This window comes from Thalassospira sp. ER-Se-21-Dark, assembly GCF_017922435.1.
In the GTDB taxonomy this organism is placed as follows: Bacteria; Pseudomonadota; Alphaproteobacteria; order Rhodospirillales; family Thalassospiraceae; genus Thalassospira.
Window position 1 is genome coordinate 938,993 of sequence record NZ_VDEZ01000002.1, and the last position, 21,370, is coordinate 960,362.

The 21,370-nt window shown below is 54.4% G+C and carries 17 protein-coding genes and 1 tRNA gene; 4 read left to right on the forward strand and 14 right to left on the reverse strand.

The window, feature by feature from the left end; all coding sequences use genetic code 11:
* Positions 1 to 126: 126 nt before the first annotated feature.
* The 6 genes from clpX to FHI25_RS12095 all read right to left on the reverse strand — a co-directional run bounded on the left by clpX (position 127) and on the right by FHI25_RS12095 (position 7,226).
* Positions 127 to 1,392, reverse strand: a complete 1,266-nt coding sequence (gene clpX / locus FHI25_RS12070; protein WP_008891815.1) for an ATP-dependent Clp protease ATP-binding subunit ClpX — start codon at positions 1,390 to 1,392, stop codon at positions 127 to 129.
* A 301-nt stretch (positions 1,393 to 1,693) separates the two neighbouring features.
* Positions 1,694 to 2,323: an ATP-dependent Clp endopeptidase proteolytic subunit ClpP gene (clpP, locus tag FHI25_RS12075; protein WP_008891816.1), complete on the reverse strand. Its 630-nt coding sequence runs from the start codon at positions 2,321 to 2,323 to the stop codon at positions 1,694 to 1,696.
* Positions 2,324 to 2,367: 44 nt separating this feature from the next.
* On the reverse strand, positions 2,368 to 3,840 hold the full coding sequence (tig, locus tag FHI25_RS12080; protein ID WP_210518039.1) for a trigger factor: 1,473 nt from the start codon (positions 3,838 to 3,840) through the stop codon (positions 2,368 to 2,370).
* Positions 3,841 to 3,953: 113 nt separating this feature from the next.
* A tRNA-Leu gene (locus tag FHI25_RS12085) sits at positions 3,954 to 4,038 on the reverse strand.
* A gap of 167 nt (positions 4,039 to 4,205) precedes the next feature.
* Positions 4,206 to 5,612 carry a malonyl-CoA decarboxylase gene (locus FHI25_RS12090; RefSeq protein WP_210518041.1) on the reverse strand — a complete coding sequence of 469 codons (1,407 nt, stop codon included), beginning with the start codon at positions 5,610 to 5,612 and terminating at the stop codon, positions 4,206 to 4,208.
* A gap of 150 nt (positions 5,613 to 5,762) precedes the next feature.
* Positions 5,763 to 7,226 carry an NAD(P)H-hydrate dehydratase gene (locus FHI25_RS12095; RefSeq protein WP_210518043.1) on the reverse strand — a complete coding sequence of 488 codons (1,464 nt, stop codon included), beginning with the start codon at positions 7,224 to 7,226 and terminating at the stop codon, positions 5,763 to 5,765.
* A gap of 129 nt (positions 7,227 to 7,355) precedes the next feature.
* Between FHI25_RS12095 and FHI25_RS12100 the strand changes: the two genes are divergently transcribed.
* Both FHI25_RS12100 and FHI25_RS12105 read left to right on the forward strand, forming a co-directional pair.
* Positions 7,356 to 8,672, forward strand: coding sequence for a D-amino acid dehydrogenase (locus tag FHI25_RS12100; protein WP_349238016.1), 1,317 nt, complete (start codon positions 7,356 to 7,358; stop codon positions 8,670 to 8,672).
* Positions 8,673 to 8,707: 35 nt separating this feature from the next.
* Complete coding sequence (locus FHI25_RS12105) at positions 8,708 to 9,820, forward strand: PAS domain-containing sensor histidine kinase (protein ID WP_210518048.1); 1,113 nt, start codon at positions 8,708 to 8,710, stop codon at positions 9,818 to 9,820.
* Between the two features lie 74 nt (positions 9,821 to 9,894).
* On the opposite strand, the gene FHI25_RS12110 is transcribed toward FHI25_RS12105, so the two are convergent.
* The 5 genes from FHI25_RS12110 to bfr (FHI25_RS12130) all read right to left on the reverse strand — a co-directional run bounded on the left by FHI25_RS12110 (position 9,895) and on the right by bfr (FHI25_RS12130) (position 14,440).
* Positions 9,895 to 10,371 carry a cytochrome c gene (locus tag FHI25_RS12110; RefSeq protein ID WP_246879049.1) on the reverse strand — a complete coding sequence of 159 codons (477 nt, stop codon included), beginning with the start codon at positions 10,369 to 10,371 and terminating at the stop codon, positions 9,895 to 9,897.
* A 30-nt stretch (positions 10,372 to 10,401) separates the two neighbouring features.
* Positions 10,402 to 10,791, reverse strand: a complete 390-nt coding sequence (gene cueR / locus FHI25_RS12115) for a Cu(I)-responsive transcriptional regulator (protein ID WP_008891823.1) — start codon at positions 10,789 to 10,791, stop codon at positions 10,402 to 10,404.
* 9 nt (positions 10,792 to 10,800) lie between these two features.
* The gene (locus FHI25_RS12120; RefSeq protein ID WP_210518050.1) at positions 10,801 to 13,272 is read right to left on the reverse strand and encodes a heavy metal translocating P-type ATPase; all 2,472 of its coding nucleotides are present in this window, start codon (positions 13,270 to 13,272) and stop codon (positions 10,801 to 10,803) included.
* A 178-nt stretch (positions 13,273 to 13,450) separates the two neighbouring features.
* Positions 13,451 to 13,942: a bacterioferritin gene (bfr, locus tag FHI25_RS12125; RefSeq protein ID WP_008891825.1), complete on the reverse strand. Its 492-nt coding sequence runs from the start codon at positions 13,940 to 13,942 to the stop codon at positions 13,451 to 13,453.
* Positions 13,943 to 13,963: 21 nt separating this feature from the next.
* Positions 13,964 to 14,440, reverse strand: a complete 477-nt coding sequence (gene bfr, locus FHI25_RS12130; RefSeq protein WP_008891826.1) for a bacterioferritin — start codon at positions 14,438 to 14,440, stop codon at positions 13,964 to 13,966.
* A 263-nt stretch (positions 14,441 to 14,703) separates the two neighbouring features.
* Here bfr (FHI25_RS12130) and FHI25_RS12135 point away from each other — a divergent pair, with 263 nt between their 5' ends.
* On the forward strand, positions 14,704 to 16,281 hold the full coding sequence (locus tag FHI25_RS12135) for a cryptochrome/photolyase family protein (RefSeq protein WP_210518052.1): 1,578 nt from the start codon (positions 14,704 to 14,706) through the stop codon (positions 16,279 to 16,281).
* A gap of 3 nt (positions 16,282 to 16,284) precedes the next feature.
* Here FHI25_RS12135 and FHI25_RS12140 read toward each other — a convergent pair whose 3' ends face one another.
* From FHI25_RS12140 to FHI25_RS12150, 3 genes are all read right to left on the reverse strand, one after another.
* Positions 16,285 to 17,832: a deoxyribodipyrimidine photo-lyase gene (locus tag FHI25_RS12140; RefSeq protein WP_246879050.1), complete on the reverse strand. Its 1,548-nt coding sequence runs from the start codon at positions 17,830 to 17,832 to the stop codon at positions 16,285 to 16,287.
* Between the two features lie 236 nt (positions 17,833 to 18,068).
* Positions 18,069 to 18,233: a DUF1127 domain-containing protein gene (locus FHI25_RS12145; protein WP_008891829.1), complete on the reverse strand. Its 165-nt coding sequence runs from the start codon at positions 18,231 to 18,233 to the stop codon at positions 18,069 to 18,071.
* 309 nt (positions 18,234 to 18,542) lie between these two features.
* A complete protein-coding gene (locus FHI25_RS12150; RefSeq protein WP_210518056.1) occupies positions 18,543 to 19,745 on the reverse strand; it encodes an adenylate/guanylate cyclase domain-containing protein in 1,203 nt (400 codons plus the stop codon).
* A gap of 266 nt (positions 19,746 to 20,011) precedes the next feature.
* Between FHI25_RS12150 and FHI25_RS12155 the strand changes: the two genes are divergently transcribed.
* Positions 20,012 to 21,274: an ABC transporter substrate-binding protein gene (locus tag FHI25_RS12155; protein ID WP_063086948.1), complete on the forward strand. Its 1,263-nt coding sequence runs from the start codon at positions 20,012 to 20,014 to the stop codon at positions 21,272 to 21,274.
* Positions 21,275 to 21,370: the final 96 nt, after the last annotated feature.

A 21,370-nucleotide genomic window follows, 5' to 3' on the forward strand; every position in this document is an offset into this window, starting at 1 on the left:
CTCTGAGCCGTAACGCTGCTGTGCGGTCCTGCCATAGGCCCCGCAAGCAACGCGAACATGTTTTAGATAATCGTTAGATAATCCGGATTTCCCGCACCGCAATAGTTGCCGGTGCGGGAATTACGTTCAGGCAGTATTTTCAACACCTTCACGACGTTCTGCATGGATCAGCAACGGCTTTGCCTTCCCATTAACGACGTCAGCGTTGATGACGATTTCCTCGACACTTTCCATGGTCGGCAGATCGAACATGGTTTCAAGCAGGATGCCTTCCATGATCGAGCGCAAACCACGCGCACCGGTCTTGCGTTCAATTGCCTTGTCGGCAATCGCCTTGAGCGCATCCGTCTGGAAGGTGAGTTTCACGTCTTCCATATCGAACAGGCGCTGATACTGCTTGATCAGTGCGTTTTTCGGCTCGGTCAAAATCTGGACCAGAGCTTCGTTGTCGAGGTCTTCGAGCGTTGCCAGAACCGGCAGACGACCAATGAATTCCGGAATAAGACCGAACTTCAAAAGATCTTCCGGTTCGACTTCGCGCAGAACATCACCAGCACGGCGTTCATCAGGGCCACGGACATCGGCACCAAAGCCGATTGCGCTACCCCTGCCACGCTGGGAAATCACCTTGTCCAGGCCAGCGAACGCGCCGCCGACGATGAACAGGATATTGGTGGTGTCGACCTGCAGGAATTCCTGTTGCGGATGTTTCCGGCCACCCTGCGGCGGTACGGAAGCAACAGTGCCTTCCATGATCTTGAGCAATGCCTGCTGCACGCCCTCGCCCGAAACGTCACGGGTGATGGACGGGTTGTCGGACTTGCGCGAAATCTTGTCGACTTCGTCGATATAGACGATGCCGCGCTGGGCCCGCTCGACATTGTAGTCAGCAGCCTGCAGCAGCTTGAGAATGATGTTTTCGACATCCTCACCCACATAACCGGCTTCGGTCAGGGTGGTGGCATCTGCCATGGTGAACGGCACATCAAGAATACGTGCCAGGGTCTGGGCCAGAAGCGTTTTACCGCAACCGGTCGGACCGACCAGCATGATGTTCGATTTTGCCAGCTCGATGTCTTCATTCTTGCTGGAATGGTGCAGACGCTTGTAATGGTTGTGAACCGCGACCGAGAGAACTTTCTTCGCATGGCCCTGACCGATGACATAGTCATCAAGGACCTTGCAAATCTCTTGCGGAGAAGGCACCCCGTCTGCCGATTTGACGAGATGTGTTTTGTGCTCTTCGCGGATGATGTCCATGCAAAGCTCTACGCATTCATCACAGATGAACACGGTTGGACCGGCGATGAGCTTGCGAACCTCGTGCTGGCTCTTTCCACAGAAAGAACAGTACAGAGTGTTCTTGGAGTCCCCGCTATTCGATTTGCTCATACAAACCCCAATTACGTTTGACGTTATCTTTTATCGCCATGTTAGCCGGTAAACGATACCGATCTCAACGTTTAATCTGCGCTTTTCGGCTTTATGGCGTCATGTTTGATATGGGTTCGCTATCTTGGTTGCGAAACCCCTTGCATTAATCACCCAAACGTTCGGGCGGCCAGCAAGTTCCGAACAATAACGCCCAAGCCTGCACATACTCTTGTCTATGACTTAAAACTGCCATGAGGCAAGACATAAAAAAACGCCCCGGCTGATCACCGGGGCGTTTCCACCAATCACACCTGAGTGATCAGTCTTTCTTTTCATCACTTTCCGGCTTCGGACGCGATGTAACGACCTCGTCGATCAGACCAAATTCCTTGGCCTGATCAGGGGTGAGGAAGTTGTCACGCTCCATTGCGTCTTCGATGGTCTTGAGATCACGGCCGGTATGTTCGACATAGATCTCGTTAAGACGCTGACGCAGAGCCAGAATTTCACGGGCATGAATTTCGATGTCCGATGCCTGACCCTGGAAGCCGCCTGACGGCTGGTGGATCATGACGCGTGCATTGGGCAGGCAGTAACGCTTGCCTTTTGCACCGGCCATCAGAAGCAGCGAGCCCATGGATGCCGCCTGCCCCATGCACACCGTGGAGACATCGCAACGGATGTACTGCATGGTGTCATAGATGGCGAGACCCGAGGTCACAACACCGCCCGGTGAATTGATGTAAAGCGAGATATCCTTATCCGGATTTTCCGATTCGAGATGCAGCAACTGCGCACAGATCAGTGACGACATGCCGTCATGGACCTGACCGTTGATGAAAACGATGCGCTCCTTAAGAAGGCGCGAAAAGATGTCATAGGCACGCTCGCCACGGCTGGTCTGTTCAACGACCATCGGTACAAGCGAATTCATCCGTTCTTCAATCATCAACTGCAATCTCCCTGCATGATCCTAAACCGTGTCCGGCCGGATTACTTGTCTTCGGATTTGTCAGCAGCTTTTTTAGCGGCCGGCTTTTTGGCTGCAGCTTTCTTGGCCGGGGCTTTTTTAGCCGGAGCCTTTTTCTCTGCATCCTTTTTCGCCGGTGCTTTTTTAGCAGCCGATTTCTTCTTCGGAGCTTCGTCTTCCTCTTCCGGCTTCAGAAGGTCTTCAACCGAAACGGTTTTTTCTTCTACCTTGGCGAGTTCGACGATGTAATCAACGACCTTGTCTTCATATACAGGGCCCTGAAGCGCCTGCAAGGCCTGCGGGTTATTTTTATAGAATTCGATAACCTGCTGTTCCTGACCCGGATATTTCTGGGCTTCGGCAACGAGGACCTTGTTGACGTCTTCCTGAGTGACCTGGATCTCATTCTCACGGCCGACTTCTGCAAGCAGAAGACCCAGAAGAACGCGACGTTCTGCGATTTCGCGGAACTCTTCGGTCAGATCTTCTTCGGACTTGCCCTTGGTCTCGTCGTCTTCCTGTCCAGCTTCACGGGCCTGTTTGATCTGGCCGATGATGCCTTCGAGTTCGTTTTCAACGAGCGACTTCGGCAGTTCGAAGCTGTGGTTTTCAGCCAGCGCATCAAGAAGCTGACGCTTCATTTTCTGACGGGAAACCGATTCGTATTCGCGGCCAAAGTCCTTGCGGATCGCTTCTTTAAGGGACTCAAGGCTGTCCTGACCGAGTTTCTTGGCCAGTTCATCATCCAGCTCAGCCGGTTTCTTTTCCTTGATTTCCTTAACGGTTACGTCGAACTCAGCATCTTTTCCTGCGAGTTCGGCAGCACCGTAAGCTTCCGGGAATTTCACTTTGACGACGACTTCGTCACCAGCGTTCACACCGGTCAGCTGATCTTCGAAACCTTCGATGAAGGAACCCGAACCGAGTTCGAGTTCGTAATCTTCGGCTTTACCGCCTTCGAACGCTTCACCGTCGATTTTGCCCAGGAAGTCGATAACAACAACGTCACCGGCTTTGGACTTGCGCTTACGTGCGAGCGGTGCGGTCGTACCCTGTGCGGATGCGATGCGCTCGAGGGTTTCGTTCACCTTGCTGTCGTCAAGTTCAACGACTTCACGGGTCAGCTTCAGCTTTTTGAAGTCCATTGCTTCGATGGCCGGGATGATTTCGACTGCGATGTCGAATTCCAGATCGCCGCCTTCATCGAATTTGGTGACTTCGATTTTCGGCTGAACAGCCGGGCGCAGGTCATTGTCGTTCAGAACCTTGCCGGTGTTTTCGTTGACAGCGGCTTCAAGGACTTCGCCCATGACGGCCTGGCCGTAACGCTGACGCAGGAGTTTCGCCGGAATCTTGCCCGGACGGAAGCCCGGCAGGCGAACCTGATCCTTGATCTCGTCAAGTTTGGCGACGACTTTTTCTTCGATATGTGCGGCGGGCACGACGACTTTGAACTCGCGCGCCAGGCCTTCGTTTTTGGTTTCAGTAACCTGCATAGATAACTCTTTTGCTTGGTTCGAATAATGTCCGTTACGCGACGCAGTCCGGACGTCAGAAAGTCAATACGACTAAACGAATATGGTACCCGGTCAAATTTTCGGCCTGCTTATGGTACGGGTGAAGGGACTCGAACCCCCACGGATTGCTCCACTGGAACCTAAATCCAGCGCGTCTACCAGTTCCGCCACACCCGCACACAAGCATAGAAATCACTCCGGTCACACCGGAATGAGTGCGCCTTAATACAAACTTCGATCCCCTCATGCAAGCATCGCCTTTTCGACAAACGCAATCTTGTCGAAAATATCCGTCAAACAGGGCCTAAATCGACGGCAATCAGCCGATTTCAGGTAACGCAACCCTAGCGGAAATGACGTTTTACGGCACTGGAAACCGCGATTTTGCCCTGCCCGACGTAACTTTCGTGATTTTTTTCGATGGTCGAAAGGTCATAGAGATAGTTCACCATCATCCCGAATGACTGGTTCCAGCCATTTTCCTTGGCATTGCCGTTCCAGTTCAGCCGTTCAACCCGCGCCCCGTTGCTCAGATGAAAATGCGCGACAGGATCAAAGGCGGTGTCCATACCGGGCCGCTTGGCATTCAAAAGATACCACGCCGTCAGGTACTCGATATTGGTCCGTGTCCGTTCAGAAACCCCGTCCGGGCTGGTGGCGGGTGGTTTTGGCCCCAGCATGTCATCGCAATCTGTCAGGGCCGCCTCAATCGCCTTGGGCAGGCCGGTTTCCTCCCCCTTGGCCATGGTATCAAGCTGCCGATCCATCCAGCTGCGCAGTGCCGGTATCGGCGACAAGGTAGAAAATTGTTTGAGATGCGGCAGATCGCGTTGCAATTGGGCGACCACACGTTTGATCAGGAAATCCCCAAAGCTGATTCCCGCCAATCCGGCCTGCGCGTTCGAGATTGAATAAAAGATTGCCGTATCCGGCTTCGCGTCGCTTTTGGGCGCCTTTTCCGTGCCGCCCAAATCGTTATCCTTGCTTTCGATCAGTTCATCGACGTTGCCAGCAATGCCATTCACAAGCGCGACTTCCACGAAAATAAGCGGTTCATCTGGCATGCCGGGATGGAAGAAGGCAAAACACCGCCGGTCTGACGCCAGTCGCCGTTTAAGATCATCCCAGCTTTGAATGGCGTGAACCGCTTCATAGGCGATCAGTTTTTCCAAAAGGGCTGCCGGTGAATTCCACGTGATGCGGCTCAGTTCGAGAAAGCCGATATCAAACCAGCTTGCCAGCAGTGTCTTGAGATCGCGTTCCAGAATGGCCAGCCCAGGGGCTTCCTTGCGCCAGCGTAAAAGATCGGCGCGCAGATCAACCAGGAACTTCACACCTTGTGGTAATGAATTGAATTCCTTGAGGATCAAACGAAACGGCGGCACCAGTGCGGCACGCAGTTCAGTTTCAAGCAATGCCTGTTCGGCCAGATCATCAGCCGCCGTCCAATCGGCCATAACAGCCGCAACACGGTCGCGATCCACCCCGAATTCATTAACCAGAAGATGCAGGAATTCACGTTTCCCCGCATCATCAAGGCGCAAGAAATCATGCCCAAGGGCGGCTGCACGCGCACGGGCCGATACCGCCCCACCGCGCCTTGCCAGACAATCGGCGATTTGTTCACGCCAGCGATCCTGGCGGGTCTGGCTTTCATCAAAACCAAGGCCACGCACCACCGGGCTATCGCGCAGTTCGCGCCAGGCGCCGCGAAGATTATCAAGGGTTCTGTCGAGAAACGTCTGAGACATGCCTGTCTCCCACTCCGATATCAGAAGAACTTCAAATCGTTTCCTCAATACGTGATGATCCATCCCATCACGCCATACCGTTTTTATATCGGGTGATTATACCGCAAGTGCCAGCGGCTGCGGCGACTTCTTATTCACCTTCATTTTACGTCATGCCTTTTTGCGCGACGCCAGCCAAAGTTCGCGCAAGACAGCCGGAAGATGTTCCGGAATGTCTTCGGCGATCAGGCCGGGGCCCATATCCGCCCCGCTTCGTGCATGAAGCCATACCCCCATGCAGGCGGCGTCAAAACTGTCCATGCCTTGCGCCATCAAACCACCAATGATCCCGGCCAATACATCGCCCGATCCGGCGGTTGCCAGCCAAGGCACATCCACCGCACTGATTGCTGCCCGCCCGTCCGGCGCGGCAATCACCGTATCAGCCCCCTTTATCAGAACAGTCGCGCTACAGCGTTTGGCCGCGGCCCGTGCCCGACAAAGCTTGTCGCCGGTAATATCAGGAAACAGGCGGGCAAATTCGCCCTCATGCGGGGTCAGGACGGTCGGGCCTTGAACGGCAAAGCACAAGGTAGACGGATCTTCGGCAAAGCTTGTGAGTGCGTCGGCATCAAGCACCGTCGCCCGACACAGATGCAAAAGCTTCAAAACAAGGGCACGGGTATCATCACCAACGCCAAATCCCGGCCCGATGACAAAGGCATTATGACGACAGTCATTCACAAGCGCATCAAACGCAGTCATCGGGGCGGTCATGTTGCCCGGCGCATCCGATGCGTAGATCGGTAACGCTTGCGCATCTGCCACGATGGTCAGAAGCCCCACACCGGATCGGCGTGCGGCGCGTGCCACAAGGCGGGTTGCCCCGGTCATGGTAGCGCCGCCAAAGGCCAAAAGATGCCCGCGATGGTATTTGTGGCCTTCAAGCCCCGGCCAATGGATGCCAGCCCGCCACAAAACCGGATCGTTGCGCCAACAGGCTGGCGCAATATCAAGGACCGTCTGATCGGTTATGCCGATATCTCGCACGGCCAGTTCACCGCACATCAAACGCCCCGGTAAAAGATAATGCCCGGGCTTTGCCCGACAAAACGTCACGGTCAGGTCGGCCTTCACCGCAACGCCCAGAACCATGCCGGTATTGCCATCAATCCCCGATGGCACATCGACTGCCACAACGCTGCACGGGCTTGAATTGATTGTGGTGACAAGTTCGGCCACGTCACCGGTAATGGCGCGCGCAAGCCCGGCCCCGAAAATGCAATCGACCACCAGATCCGCACCAACAACAAGGGCGGGTGAAAGAAGTTCGGTCGCCCCTTCCCAGCGCGCGGCATGCAAGGCCGCGTCCCCCTTGAGATCAGCAACATCGCCCATCAGGCCCAAACGCACCGACCAGCCTTCATCGCGCAGAAGCTTGGCAATCGCAAAACCATCACCACCGTTGTTGCCGGGTCCACACAACACCGATACGGAACGCGGCGACCAATGACGGATGATTTCCTCAAACACGGCGCGACCGGCATTTTGCATCAAAACGTCGCCGGGAATGCCGCCTTCGATTGTGCGACGGTCTGCTTCGTACATTTGATCGGTTGTCAGGATTTCAAACATTTCACCCCGTCATCCTTGTCTTGATCTTCCGGTCTGCGTTGTGCATCAAGACAGCATTTAAAACAGGTCCAGTCGACTGTAGCCATTTAAATTTCACCCCACTATAGTGCAGCGAAATTCGCATGTCGGATAGTTGGCAGAAAGGCTGACCATCAGACCGTAACACGAAACTTTCCGCAGCAAGGCTTTGCCCGCATGCATGTAGTCGTCATGGGTGCCGGGGTCATCGGGACAACGGCGGCCTGGTATCTTTTGCAAAATGGTCATCAGGTTACGGTCGTTGATCGTCGGCATGCCAGTGCGCAGGAAACAAGCTTTGCCAATGGCGGTCAGATTTCTGCCTGTCACGCCACACCCTGGGCGAATGCATCCTCCCCCAAACAAATCCTGAACTGGCTTGGTCGCGAAGAAGCCCCGCTTCTGTTTCGGATGCGCTTTGACCCGCAGCTGTTTTCATGGGGCCTTCGGTTCTTGCGCAACTGCACCGATGCGCGGGCCATGATCAATCTGGAAAAGGCGCTTCGCGTTGCGATCTATAGTCGCGATTGCCTGCGCGCGCTTCGCGACGAGCTTGATCTGGAATATGATCATAGCACACGTGGCATCCTGCATATCTGCCGCACCGAGCAAGACATGGTCGCGGTCGAAAAAGCCACTGCCCAGATGCAGGAATATGGCCTTAACCGAAGAATTGTCTCGCCCCAAGAATGTCTTAGCATTGAACCGGCCCTGCGTGATGCCACAGCCCCGATCATTGGCGGCAGCTTTACCCCCGACGATGAAAGCGGTGATGCACGCAAATTCACCGAACGTCTGAGCGAACATTGCATTTCCAGGGGCGCATCGTTTCAGTTCAATACCAACATCACCGGCCTTTTGCACGATGAGGGCAAGATCACCTGTGTTCAAACTGACAAGGGTGACATCCATGCGGATGCCTTTCTGGTCTGTCTGGGCAGCTACAGCCCGCTGATGCTGGCCCCGCTTGGCATTAAATTGCCGATTTATCCGTGCAAGGGTTACTCGATCAGCATCGATACCACCGGCTATTCCGGGGCACCCGAAACGGCCCTGATCGATGACAGTGTGAAAATGGTGTATTCGCGACTTGGAACACACCTTCGAGTTGCTGGCACAGCGGAGCTGGATGGCTATAACCTTCGGATGTCGCCACGCCGCCAAAAACTTATCGTTGATAAAGCACTGGAATTATTCCCGAATTCAGGTGATCGCTCCAGCATTGATTTCTGGTCGGGTTTGCGGCCGGTAACGCCGGATTCTGCCCCTGTTCTTGGGGATACGAAGTATGCTAATCTATACCTTAATACGGGGCATGGGACGTTGGGTTGGACGATGAGTTGCGGATCAGCAAAAGCCGTCGCCGATCTCATCAGCGACAAGACCCCTGACATCTCTCTGACGGGGCTGGGTATCGACCGCTTTTAGCGGACGACCTGATTATTATGGGATCACGGGCTGACATGACCAGCAACACACCAATTGGTTCAACCAATGTGCCATTGGCCGACCAGGTTGTTCTGAACGCCCTGCCCTATGCCGCCGTCATATGCGACCGCAACGGCATCGTCATGCAATGTAACGAAGCCATCGCGCGTTTGATCGGCGTTTCGCGTGATCGCATGCTGGGCCGCAAGGCCGGTTTCATTTCCAAGGGTCTAATGAGCGATATCGAAGATGTGTTTTCTTCGGGCAGGACCTGGCGCGGCGATATCATTCTGGTCGGTGCCGCCAAGGAAAGCCACGTCTGCGATCTGTCCATTGCGCCGCTTGAATATAGCCAGAACAATGAAACCCGGACCGCGGTGTTGATGACGTTGCTTGAAAATGACCGTCAGGCACAGGCCGAACGCACCCTGATGGAGCAAAACCGCAATCAATCAGATGCCAACGCGTCAAAATCCGACTTTATCGCCAATATGGGCCACGAATTGCGCACCCCGCTTAATGCGATTATCGGCAACTCCGAACTGATTGCGCATGGGGTTCTTGGCGATCTGCCCGATGGGTATCGCGAATGCGGCCGTGACGTTTACGAGGCGGGCAAGCACCTGCTTGAACTGGTCAATAATGTTTTGGATGTGTCAAAGCTGTCGGCCGGTTCAATGACCTTGCAGCTTGAAAAGGCTGATCTTGGTTCTGTAATACGCGATGCCGCCCGGCTTGTCGGCGATGATATTTCGCGTCGCAGCCATCAATTGCAATTCGATCTGCCGGATCAGCCGGTATCGATGCTTTGTGATAAGCTCAAACTCAAACAGATCCTGATCAATATCCTGAGTAACGCGGCAAAATTCACACCCGAACATGGCAAGATCCGCATCGGACTGACCACAACCGACGAAGACGTGAGTTTTGCGATCGAGGATAATGGTGTCGGCATGAGCCCGAATGACATTCCCCGTGCGCTGGCCCGGTTCTCGCAGCTTCATCCATCCGGGGTGAAGGAAAGTGTCGGCACCGGTCTTGGCCTGCCACTGGCCAAGCTTCTGGTCGAACTGCATGGCGGACGGCTTAGTATCGAAAGCGACCTTGGCAAGGGCACGACCGTGCGCATTACTCTGCCCCGCCCGTAACCCGATACCGTTAACTCTGTATCGCAAAAGACCCGCCCGGACATGTCCGAGGCGGGTCTTTTGATTTCAAGGCCTTATTGGGCTGCAGATTGATTGATCTGGTCGTGCCGCGCGATCACGTCCTTGGGCCAGCGGCTTTTGATGTAAGACAGGCTGGCAATGATTTCCGCGTCGCTCAGCACGCCCTCATATCCCTGCATTGCCGATTTATAATCGCCTCCGGCCATCGCCGCCGGTCCGTATTTGGTCAGTTCAAACAACACCTGATCGGGGTGATGCCAGGTATGGCCGGTTTCGTCGTGGGGTGGCGCCGGAAGCAAACCGTCAGGACCGCGTTCACGCCAATTGGCTTCGCCCTCAAGTCTGGCACCATGGCAGGACGCACAATTTGCGTCATAGATCTTCTTGCCCTGCGCCACGAGTTGCAGATCATCGGGACGCAATGAGACATCCTGATCCGTGCTCTCGCCCGGGCCAAAGAATGTGACGATGCCATACATAATCGCCGCACCGACAAGGGCGCCAAGCGCCATAACACCTTTATTCTTCAATGTGTTCTCTCATTCATCTGTGTTTCAGCATCACGCCTTGCGGGCGAGATCATTGATGATCGGGCAGTTCGGACGATCATCGCCATGACAGGACTGCACAAGGTCGGAAAGTGTATCGCGCAGGCTTTGAAGTTCGGCAATCTTGCGTTCGATCTCTGCCAGATGGGTCTTGGCAATTTCCTTTACATCGGAAGAGGCACGGTTGCGGTCCTCGTAAAGTGACAGCAACACCCGGCAATCTTCGACCGAAAATCCCAGCCCGCGGGCACGTTGCAGAAACCGCAATTTGTGCAGATCGTTTTCGTCATAGTCACGATACCCGTTGGCCAAGCGCCCCGGCGAAACCAGACCAATATCCTCGTAATAACGGATGGTTTTCGCCGGAAGTCCGCATTCAGTCGCGGCGTCAGAAATGTTCATCGCCCTCTCCTATTTCCGGACTGTCCAGCGCCGCAATGTCAGCGAGTTACCAACAACCGAGACGGAGCTGAGTGCCATCGCCGCACCTGCAATCGCCGGGCTAAGCACGCCGAATGCTGCCAACGGAACACCGACCACGTTATAGGCAAAGGCCCAGAACAGGTTCTGTGCGATCTTGCGACGGGTGGCGATCGAAATATCAATCGCGGCAGACACAAGTGCCGGATCAGACCGCATCAGGGTGATGCCAGCCGTTTCCATGGCAACATCGGTGCCACCGCCCATGGCAATACCGACATCGGCAGCGGCCAGTGCGGGCGCATCATTGATCCCGTCACCAACCATAGCGACATGACGGCCTTCCTTGCGGAGTTTTTCGACTTCACGTGCCTTGTCCTGCGGGCGAATGCGGCCTTCGCCGCGTTCCAGACCAAGTTCGCGCGCCACGTGGCTTGCGACATCCTGACTGTCACCCGACAACATGATCGATGAAATACCGCGTGCCTTCAGATCGGCAATTGCCTGTTTGGCACCTTCGCGAATGCGATCCTCAAGGGTCAGGTAACCGGCAAACGTGCCATCAATCGCAACCAGAATAACGGTTCTGCCTTCGCCTTCGTGTTTCTTGATGTCCTTTGCCAGATCCTGCGCCGGACCTGCGATATCAAGATCACTCAGCAAAGCTTCGCTGCCAATGGCGATCTTGTGCTTTTCAACATCGGCCATGACACCGGCACCGGTTTTGCCCTTGAAGTTATCGATATCGGGCAGTGATACGCCTTCATCCTTGGCAATCGAGACAACCGCACGCGCAAGGGGATGTTCACTGGCGGCCTGAACGGCTGCGGTCAGGCGCAGCAACTCATTACGGTCAACACCCTCAACCGGGCAGATATCGCGCACGGTCGGCGTGCCTTCCGTCAGGGTGCCGGTTTTGTCAAAGATGACGGTATCGACATTATGGGCCTGTTCAAGTGCCTCGAAATTGCGGATCAGAATGCCGTTGCGCGCAGCACTGCCGGTACCGGCCACCAGCGCAGTCGGCGTCGCCAGACCAAGCGCACAAGGACATGCAATCACCAGCACCGACACCGCGGCAACGATGGATGCCTCTGCGCCAAAGCCGGTAAACAACCATGCGCCCAGGGTCAGCAGTGCAATGACAACCACAATCGGCACGAACACGGCCGATACCCGGTCGACAAGCTTCTGCACCGGGGCTTTGCCGGTCTGGGCCTTTTCAACCAGGCGAATGATGCGCGACAGCGTCGTATCATCGCCAACGGCACTGACTTCGATATCAAGACGCCCGGTGCCATTCACAGCGCCACCAACGACAGTATCGCCCGTGATTCGCGCCACGGGTCGGGTTTCCCCGGTAATCAGGCTTTCATCAAGTTCACTTTCACCGGCATGAACCTTGCCATCGACCGGCACACGTTCGCCCGGCAAAACGCGAACGATATCGCCGACCGAAAGGCTTTCAATCGCAACATCCTGTTCTCCTTCGCCCGCGACCACCTTGCGCGCACGCCGTGGACGGAGCGCCATCAATTCACGAATAGCGGCTGATGCCCCGCGTTTGGCGCGTTCTTCCATGATTTTACCCGCAAGGATCAGGGTAATGATCGCAGCCGATGCTTCGAAATACAGATGGGTCTGCCCGGCATTGGCCGTCAGCATGTTATAGAGGCTGAGGAAATAGGCCGCCGACGTGCCAAGGGCGACCAGCACATCCATATTGGCACTGCGATGGCGCAGGGCTGCATATGCCCCCTGATAGAAGCGTGCACCGATATAGAACTGAACCGGGGTCGCAAGTACAAGTTCAACCCATGCCGGCAGATGATAGGACACACCAAGGTTCATCCAGACCATCTGCAAAACCAGTGGTGCGGTCAGCAATGCCGATACCGCCAGAAGGATCAGGGATTTATCCTGCTTCTTTTCGTTGCGTGCCGCTTCGTCTGAGTCACCCTCTTCGGATCCGGATTTATTGCGTGACGTTGCGTGATAGCCTGCATCCTCGATCGCCTTGATCGCGATCGCATCATTGACCTTGCCCGACAGGGCCAAGATATCTGCACGTTCCAGTGCGAAATTGACACTGGCTTCGGTGACGCCCGGCAATGCGGAAAGTGCCTTTTCAACCCGCAAAGCGCAGTTCGCGCATGTCATGCCATCGACATCAAAGGAAAGCTGCTGGGTCACGACGCTATAGCCTGAATCCGCGACTGCCTCGGCGATTTTGGATGTATCAAGCTTGCTGTCGTCAAAATGCACATTTGCACTGTTGAGCGCAAAGTTCACGGTGACATCAGAAACACCATCAAGACCAGCAATGGCCTTTTCAACACGGCCCGCACAGTTTGCACAGGTCATGCCTTCAATCTCGAGGTTTACTTCGCTGGTATTGGCAGTTGGCTGCACGGATGCCCCACCGCCTGCTGCGGTATCATACTCGTCTGTTCGGCGATCCATATCACGCACCTCAAAAAAAGGGGTTATTACAAGATATGGGGCACGATAGACCTTCCAGCAACTGGAAGGTCAAGATAAAAAAGAGATATATAAAAAGCCAGAGCTAAGCCTCTGATACCAAAAAAAGAAAGCCCCGGACATTGCCGGGGCCTTCTGAAAATTGTTTGCTGGCTGATGATCAGCCTTCCGGGCTTGGTTCCCCGGCTGCGCGGAACTGAATGTAGTTCGGCAGGCCCATCATGTCGATCAGGCGGATCTGCTGTTCCAGCCAATAGGCGTGATCTTCTTCGCTGTCATCAAGCAGGGCGACCAGCATCTGACGGGTCTGGAAATCGTCCTCTGCCTCGGCGATCTTGATCGCCTTTTTCAGAAGATTGATCACGTGATATTCGTGTTCGAGATCGTTTTTCATCATCTCGGGCACGGTTTTGCCGATCTTGATCGGTTCACGCGATGCGGTATCGGGCACGCCCTCAAGGAACAGGATACGCTCGATCAGACGCTTGGCGTGTTCGAGCTCCTCATCCTTTTCGTGATGCATGCGCTCATAGAGCGAATGCAGGCCCCAATCGGCATACATTTCAGCATGTGTGTTGTACTGGTCGGCCGCCGACAGTTCGGCAGTGAGCTGTTTGTTCAGCGCGGCGAGGACCTTTTTACTACCCTTCATGGCGTAATACTCCTGATCTGATTAGTCGCCGTCGCCTGAACGGCTCTGGATGTAGTTTGCAATCCCGACATTTTCGAGCTGCCATTCTTCGGTCTCAAGCCAATCAACGTGCTCTTCCTGTTCTTCCAGGAATTTCACAAGCAGATCGCGCGTCACAAAGTCCTCGGCCTTTTCACAGGCGGTGATGGCTTCGCGCAGAAGCGGCAGAGACGCCAATTCAAACTTCATGTCACAGCTGATGATCTCTTCGACATTTTCGCCGATCATCAGTTTGTTGAGGTTCTGGAGGTTGGGAAGACCTTCAAGAAACAGAATGCGCTCAATCGTGTCGTCGGCGCGTTTCATTTCCTTGATCGAGAGCTTGTACTCATACTCGCCCATTTCTTCCACGCCCCAGTCCCGCAGCATTCTGGCATGCAGGAAATACTGGTTAATCGCAGTCAACTGGTTGGTCAGAATGCGATTAAGATATGTGATGATCTTGGGATCACCTTTCATCATGGCTCTCCTGATGGTTGGGCTATGCAGATAGTGGGAATCCACCCGGCTTGTTTCAAGGAAAAAACGCGCCTTTGATTACCATTATCAATAATTTAGCCGATTTTTCCGAAATAAGCCAGTTGGGGTGAATGACTAAAAATCATTCGCACGGATTTCCCTGAGAATGAAAATCGGTTCGGCGAAATTGCCCTTCGCAAAGATCTTGTGCCCGGATGTTTTCGTACGACTCGCAACTGCCGTGCAATAGATTGAAGCAAAACATGAAGCCGCGCTTTCAAACCATTCGTTTCATCCTTGGTGATCAACTGACACCGTCGCTTTCAAGCCTGAAGGACGCCGATCCCGATCAGGACCTGATCGTCATGGCAGAGCCGCATGATGAGGCGACCTATGTCCCCCATCATCGACAGAAAATCGTGATGATCCTGTCTGCGATGCGCCACTTTGCCGAGGATTTGCGCGAAAACGGATTTCACGTCGCATATTTTGACTATCAAAACCATCCGACCAAGTCCTTTACCGACGCCCTGAAAGCGGCCGTTACCGAACACAACGTCAAAGAAGTCATCATCACCGAGCCCGGCGAATGGCGGGTCAAACATGAAATCGATGCATGGTCCGAAAACCTTGATATCTCGGTTGATGTGCGCGCCGATGACCGGTTATTTGCCCCGTTTTCGGCATTCGCGGATTTTGCCAAGGACCGCAAGGAACTCCGGATGGAGTATTTCTATCGCGGTTTGCGACGCGATACCGGCATCCTGATGGAACCCGATGGCAAGCCGGTTGGCGGGCAGTGGAACTTTGATCACGACAACCGTAAAAGCCTGCCCGATGATGTGACGCCCCCATCACCAAAGACATTTTCACCCGACAAGATCACGCAGGACTTGCTTGATCGCGTTTGCGATGATTTTCCCGATGCACTGGGGGATGTTGCGTCATTCGGCTGGCCGGTCACCCGCCAAGATGCGCTTGCGGCACTTGATCATTTCATCAAGCATCGCTTGGCGCAGTTTGGCGATTACCAGGATGCGATGACGGTCAAAAGCGCCACCCTTTATCATTCCCTGATCAGCCCGTGTCTCAATACCGGGCTGTTGTTGCCTGATGAAGTCTGCTGGGCGGCCGAGAAAGCCTATCACGAGGGCAAGGCGCCACTGAACGCGGTCGAGGGGTTTATTCGCCAGATCCTTGGCTGGCGTGAATATGTCCGTGGGCTTTACTGGTATCTTGGCCCGGATTACGGCAGCGACAATCATTTCGATGCCAAACGCCCCCTGCCCGGATTTTTCTGGGATGGCGATGTGCCGATGAATTGCCTGAAACAGGCGATTGGGGAAACGCTTGAAAATGCTTATGCACATCACATTCAGCGTTTGATGGTGATTGGCAATTTTTCCCTGCTGGCTGGGCTTGATCCCAAAGAGGTCTGCGACTGGTATCTGGCGGTCTATATCGACGCGTTTGAGTGGGTTGAGCTTCCCAACACCTTTGGCATGGCGTTATATGCCGATGGTGGCAAGATGGCGTCAAAGCCCTATGCGGCCAGCGGAAAATATATCGACCGTATGTCTGATTACTGCAAGGACTGCCAATACAACCCGCGCAACAATACCGGCAAGGATGCCTGCCCGTTCAACGCGCTTTACTGGCATTTTTTGGATCGCAACGCCGACAAGCTTGGCAATAATCCGCGCCTTGGCATGCCATACCGTAATTGGGCCCGCATGAAGGACGACAAAAAGCGCGATCTGATCGCACAGGCCGACGCGTTTTTACGCAAACTTGATGATGGCAAGCTTGATACCGCATCAGAACAAGGCAGCCTTTTCTAAGGATCAGAAATCAAACCTGATCTGTTGATCGGATTTATCGCGCCCGGCCGGCGGTCGTTTCTGTTTAAATGTTCGGCTGCCATGCTGTTGGACGATTTGCTGTGCCTGATCGCGGAAATCATCGTTTTTGCGAATGGCCCAGATGTTGGTGCGGGCATGCCGGGCGGCGGCCATATGATCGACAATCGGCGCCGGATAATGTTTTCCGATCTCAACGCCCAGATCAATCTGTTCAATCGGGGCAAGACGCCAGGGTTCGTGAATGAACGCGTCCGGAACGTCACGCAGTTCAGGCACCCAACGGCGTATGAACGCACCATCGGGGTCCTGATCATTGGATTGTTTGACCGGGTTATAGATGCGCGGCGTGTTGATCCCGGTCGTGCCTGATTGCATTTGAATTTGCGGGTAATGAATGCCCGGTTCGTAATCGACAAATTGCCGGGCAAGATGCAAGGCGGGTTCGCGCCAATGTTGCCAAAGCTGATAGCTGACAAAGGCTGTCAGCATCGCGCGCATCCTGAAATTGATCCAGCCGGTGTGATCAAGGGCGCGCATGCAGGCATCGATGAACGGAAATCCGGTTCTGCCCGCTTTCCACGCCAGAAATCCCGGATCATCGGGATGATCAGGCCGCAACCCGTTATAGGCCGGATGCAGGTTTTCAATCTCGATCCCCGGTGTGGTTTCAAGCTTCTGGACGAAATGGCAATGCCAGTGCAGCCGGCTTTCATACGCCTTTAGCGCCGAAAGAAATCCTTTTGGGCGATCTGTTGCAGGCATGGCATGGATATCGCGCCGTCTTTCACGCACGGCATGAATGATTTCGCGCAAGGATACTGTGCCATAGGCAATATGTGGACTTAGCCGTGAACAGCTTTCAAATGCGGTTCGCGGCGATGACATTTCGCGGTGATATCTCTGCCAGCGATATTCAAGGAAACTGTCAAGCAGCCGCATCCCCGCGCGCCGTCCACCACCCTGCGGGTCATTGCAAGGTGCGGAAAGGTGTGCAATCGGATGTTCGGGAATTGAGCCGGGATCAAGATCAACAGCAGGTGTTTGAAACCTCACCTGCCCGGTCGGTGGGCTGGCAAAAAACGCCTGCCATGCCCCGTGCCAGTGATCGCGATCAAGCCTGCCACGGATGACCGCAAACTGCCGATGTTCCTGGAATGTAATGCAATGTTGGCGGGCCCAGTCCGAAACGGCCAGATCACGTTTGAATGTCCAGAGATTGCCGGTTTCTTCGTGTGCATGAATGGCACGGATATCAAATGTGTCGGCGAGCCTGGCCAAGACATCAACAACATCGCCAACCCGCACGGTAAGGGATTGACCAAGCGCACGGGCATCAGATGCCAGTTCATCAAGCGACGCGCGGATAAACTGCCAATGCCGTGCAGATGTGTCTGGCAGTCGCCAATAGTCGGGCTCGACGACATAAAGCAACGCAACAGGATATCCGGCAGCAATCGCCGCATTCAGCGCCGCATGATCATGCAGACGCAGGTCGCGCTTTAACCAGACAATTGTGATTGGTGTGCGCATCAGCACCACCCAACGACAACAGTTGCATCGGGTGTGGTGGACAGATTTAAAATGCGGAAACAAACCAGCGGCATGCAAACGGAACTCGCAATCACAAGAACATTGCTTCCATACGCTGCGTGACTTTGTCCGGATTGGTTTGGACCAGAAGCCATACCAGAAACACAAAAAGCCGGACTTGTGTCCGGCTTTAGCATTGGCAATCCCGATTGACGGGTGCCTATATGGTGCGAGCGTTATGCAATCGCGTCACGTGCTGCTTTACGAGCAACGTCTTTGATCTGCCACTGGGAAATCCCGACATCATCAAGATCGCGCTTATCAAGGCCGTAAAGTTCATTCGCGACCGAGCGTGCATAGGCCCAACGGCGAACAGCAACAAGAATACTGGACAGGAACATGTTGAACCTCCTTGGGTTACAATTTCGAATGCTGCCTTGGAGGTGACCTCCAACTGTCTGGCGCATTCACTGACTTGCTTCGCGTTGCAATATGTCGAAATTCCACTTGATCCTCAACCACCAAAAAATGCATATCATCTGTGCCGTTTATTCACAGATAAACACATATGAACAAACCATACCCGTCAATCCGTGGCTGATGCGGGCATTAAGTATGATGTTTTGAGTTGAATTACACCTGAACGCGCATAGTGCAGCGCAGCATTTTCGCTGAGTTTTCAGATCAAAACGCCCTGCCCCATGCCCTGCCTAGGCGTTCCCCTCTGCGACCTTGGCAAAAGGCAAAGCTGATTGAAGGGCGTGGACGGTAAGCGGCGCGGCAACGCCTTTGACCGCGAAGTCACCACAGCAAACCGTCGGCTCGGTGATGTGGCTTGCCAGAACATCTGACATCAACAAGGGTGTGCCGATCTGTTTGGTCAGGCTTTCCAGACGGGCCGTCCGGTTTACCGCCACCCCCATCACGGTGAAATCCAGTCGATGGGTGCCGCCAACATTGCCATAGACCACTTCGCCGTAATGAAGCCCGACGCCAAAGCGAAGAATCGGCAGCCCTTCTTTCAAACGGTTGCGGTTGACATTTTCCAGATCGGCCAAGGCGGCCTCGGCCGCACGCACCGCGTTTTCACAGACACTTTCAGCGGATTGATTGTTTTCCTGGGCAAAGACAATCAGCATCGCATCGCCGACGAAACGCAAAATCTCGCCACCGTGGGCGCGCACGGCACGTTCAACCGTTTCAAAATAGACGTTAAGACTGTCAAGCAGCTGCTCGACCGACAGGGTTTCGGTCATCACCGTAAAATCGCGCACGTCACTGAACCAAAGGGCTGCACGAATGGTTTCGCCGTCGCCGCGACGAATATGACCATGCATGACCCGCGCGCCGGTGCGTTCGCCCAAATAGGTATCAAGCAACGAATGTTCGATCCGTTTGGTCACATGCAGTTCAAGCACCCCGCCAACGTGATCCAGTAATCCTTCGAAACAGGCGATTTCTGGGTCATCGAAACCGTCGGGCTGGTCTGTCGCGATGGTCATCACGCACCAGCGGCCGCCACTGAACCGAATGCGGGTACAATAATAGTCGGTCAACCCCATGCCGATCAGTTCGCCGACAAGCGGGTGATGATCGGCCGGATTGACCCTGGCAAGGTGAATGCGCACCGGGCCCCCATGCAGGTTCACGTCTTCGACCGGACTTCCGATGTAAGAACCGCTTTCATGAATGCCATGGGTGGCTTCCCACAGACGGGCCCCGTGTTCGCGATCCCAAAGAAACGACCAGACGGCAACTTGTGGATGGAGTGCCTCCATCGAGCAGCGCATGCGTGCAATATGAAATCCTTGGGCGTTGATCCGTGTCATCAGTTGGTCAAGGAAGGCATTTGCATCCTCGATCAGGCGACCTTCTTTGGCGATCCAGTCGATAACAGGTGCGCTATTCCACATGGCCGTCCTCTATTCCCCTGTTATCGCATGATAATCACGACTAAATTCAATGCACTTATTCCGATGCGTCACAGCTTTAATGCCGACAAACGCCCTAATTGTTTTTGCTGCTCTGCAATATATTAGCGATGTATATTGCCAATTTTGTAACAAAGTGTTTCAGTTCGCAATCTGGAAACGCCCTGTTACAGTTTTGTGGATGCATTGTGCCCCTTCTCGCAGCATGTTGTCGCTGCAAATGGTTAAAAGCCAGGGAGGAAACCTAGATGTATCTGCGCAAAACCATCCTCGCCACTGGTGTGGCGTTTTCTGCACTCGCGACTGCTAACTTTGCTCATGCCGAGCCGACCGCTGAAGTTCTGCACTGGTGGACTTCGGGCGGCGAAGCAAAAGCTGTCGCATCCCTTAAAGAAGATTTCGAAGCCAATGGCGGCACCTGGGTTGATAGCCCGGTCGCTGGTGGTGCTGGCGATGCAGCCATGACCGTTCTGCGTTCGCGCGTTCTGTCGGGTGATGCACCGGCTGCTGTTCAGCTTAAAGGTCCGGCAATTCAGGAATGGGCTGAACAGGGTGCCCTTGCTGATCTCAATGACGTTGCCGCTGCTGAAGGTTGGGATGACGTTATCCCGGCTGCGATCCAGGACGTTATGAAATACGAAGGCGACTATGTTGCTGTTCCGGTAAACGTTCACCGCGTTGACTGGATCTGGGCAAACCCGACCCTTCTGGCAAAAGTTGGTGCCGATTCCGCACCGACCACCTGGGACGAGTTCAACGCCCTTGCTGACAAACTCCAGGCTGCTGGCATCACGCCGGTTGCCCATGGTGGTCAGCCGTGGCAGGACGCAACCGTCTTTGAAACCGTCGTTCTTGGCCTTGGCGGCCCGGAATTCTTCCAGAGCGCCCTGGTTGATCTCGACGAAGACGCCCTGAACTCCGACACCATGAAAGCGGTGTTTGACCAGATGCGCAAAATCCGTGGTTATGTCGATGCCGACTTCCCGGGTCGTGACTGGAACCTTGCAACTGCAATGGTCATGAATGGCGAAGCCGCCATGCAGATCATGGGTGACTGGGCAAAAGGCGAATTCCTTGCTGCTGGCAAAGTACCGGGCAAAGACTTCATCTGTGCCGCAACCCCGTCTGAAAACGGTTATCTGTTCAACGTTGACAGCTTTGCCATGTTCAACGTTTCGGGCGACGACAAGGTCGCAGGCCAAAAACTGCTTGCCGAACTGATTGTTGGCGAGAAGTTCCAGGAAACCTTCAACCTTCTCAAAGGTTCGATCCCGGCACGTTCAGGCGTTTCGCTTGATAAGTTCGACGATTGCGCCAAGAAGTCCGAAGCTGACCTCCAGGCCGCACAGGAAGCCGGTGGTTTCCTTCCGTCCATGGCACATGGCATGGCGCTTCGTGGCCACCTTGCAGGTGCGATCGTTGACGTCGTGACCGCACATTTCAACTCCGACATGTCGTCTGACGAAGCCGTCTCGCGTCTGGTCGAAGCTGTTGAACTGGCCAAAGACTAATCTCATCTGATCAGTACAATCTGAGATATGAGCAATTTGCAGGCCCCGGAATTTCCGGGGCCTGTTTCCCACTCATTTAACTTTTGAGGCAAAGGT

Coding starts and splice junctions, on each gene's coding strand:
- clpX (WP_008891815.1), bottom strand. CDS start 1,392: ATGAGCAAATCGAATAGCGGGGACTCCAAGAACACTCTGTACTGTTCT.
- clpP (WP_008891816.1), bottom strand. CDS start 2,323: ATGATTGAAGAACGGATGAATTCGCTTGTACCGATGGTCGTTGAACAG.
- tig (WP_210518039.1), bottom strand. CDS start 3,840: ATGCAGGTTACTGAAACCAAAAACGAAGGCCTGGCGCGCGAGTTCAAA.
- FHI25_RS12090 (WP_210518041.1), bottom strand. CDS start 5,612: ATGTCTCAGACGTTTCTCGACAGAACCCTTGATAATCTTCGCGGCGCC.
- FHI25_RS12095 (WP_210518043.1), bottom strand. CDS start 7,226: ATGTTTGAAATCCTGACAACCGATCAAATGTACGAAGCAGACCGTCGC.
- FHI25_RS12105 (WP_210518048.1), top strand. CDS start 8,708: ATGACCAGCAACACACCAATTGGTTCAACCAATGTGCCATTGGCCGAC.
- cueR (WP_008891823.1), bottom strand. CDS start 10,791: ATGAACATTTCTGACGCCGCGACTGAATGCGGACTTCCGGCGAAAACC.
- FHI25_RS12120 (WP_210518050.1), bottom strand. CDS start 13,272: ATGGATCGCCGAACAGACGAGTATGATACCGCAGCAGGCGGTGGGGCA.
- bfr (WP_008891825.1), bottom strand. CDS start 13,942: ATGAAGGGTAGTAAAAAGGTCCTCGCCGCGCTGAACAAACAGCTCACT.
- bfr (WP_008891826.1), bottom strand. CDS start 14,440: ATGAAAGGTGATCCCAAGATCATCACATATCTTAATCGCATTCTGACC.
- FHI25_RS12135 (WP_210518052.1), top strand. CDS start 14,704: ATGAAGCCGCGCTTTCAAACCATTCGTTTCATCCTTGGTGATCAACTG.
- FHI25_RS12140 (WP_246879050.1), bottom strand. CDS start 17,832: ATGCGCACACCAATCACAATTGTCTGGTTAAAGCGCGACCTGCGTCTG.
- FHI25_RS12145 (WP_008891829.1), bottom strand. CDS start 18,233: ATGTTCCTGTCCAGTATTCTTGTTGCTGTTCGCCGTTGGGCCTATGCA.
- FHI25_RS12150 (WP_210518056.1), bottom strand. CDS start 19,745: ATGTGGAATAGCGCACCTGTTATCGACTGGATCGCCAAAGAAGGTCGC.
- FHI25_RS12155 (WP_063086948.1), top strand. CDS start 20,012: ATGTATCTGCGCAAAACCATCCTCGCCACTGGTGTGGCGTTTTCTGCA.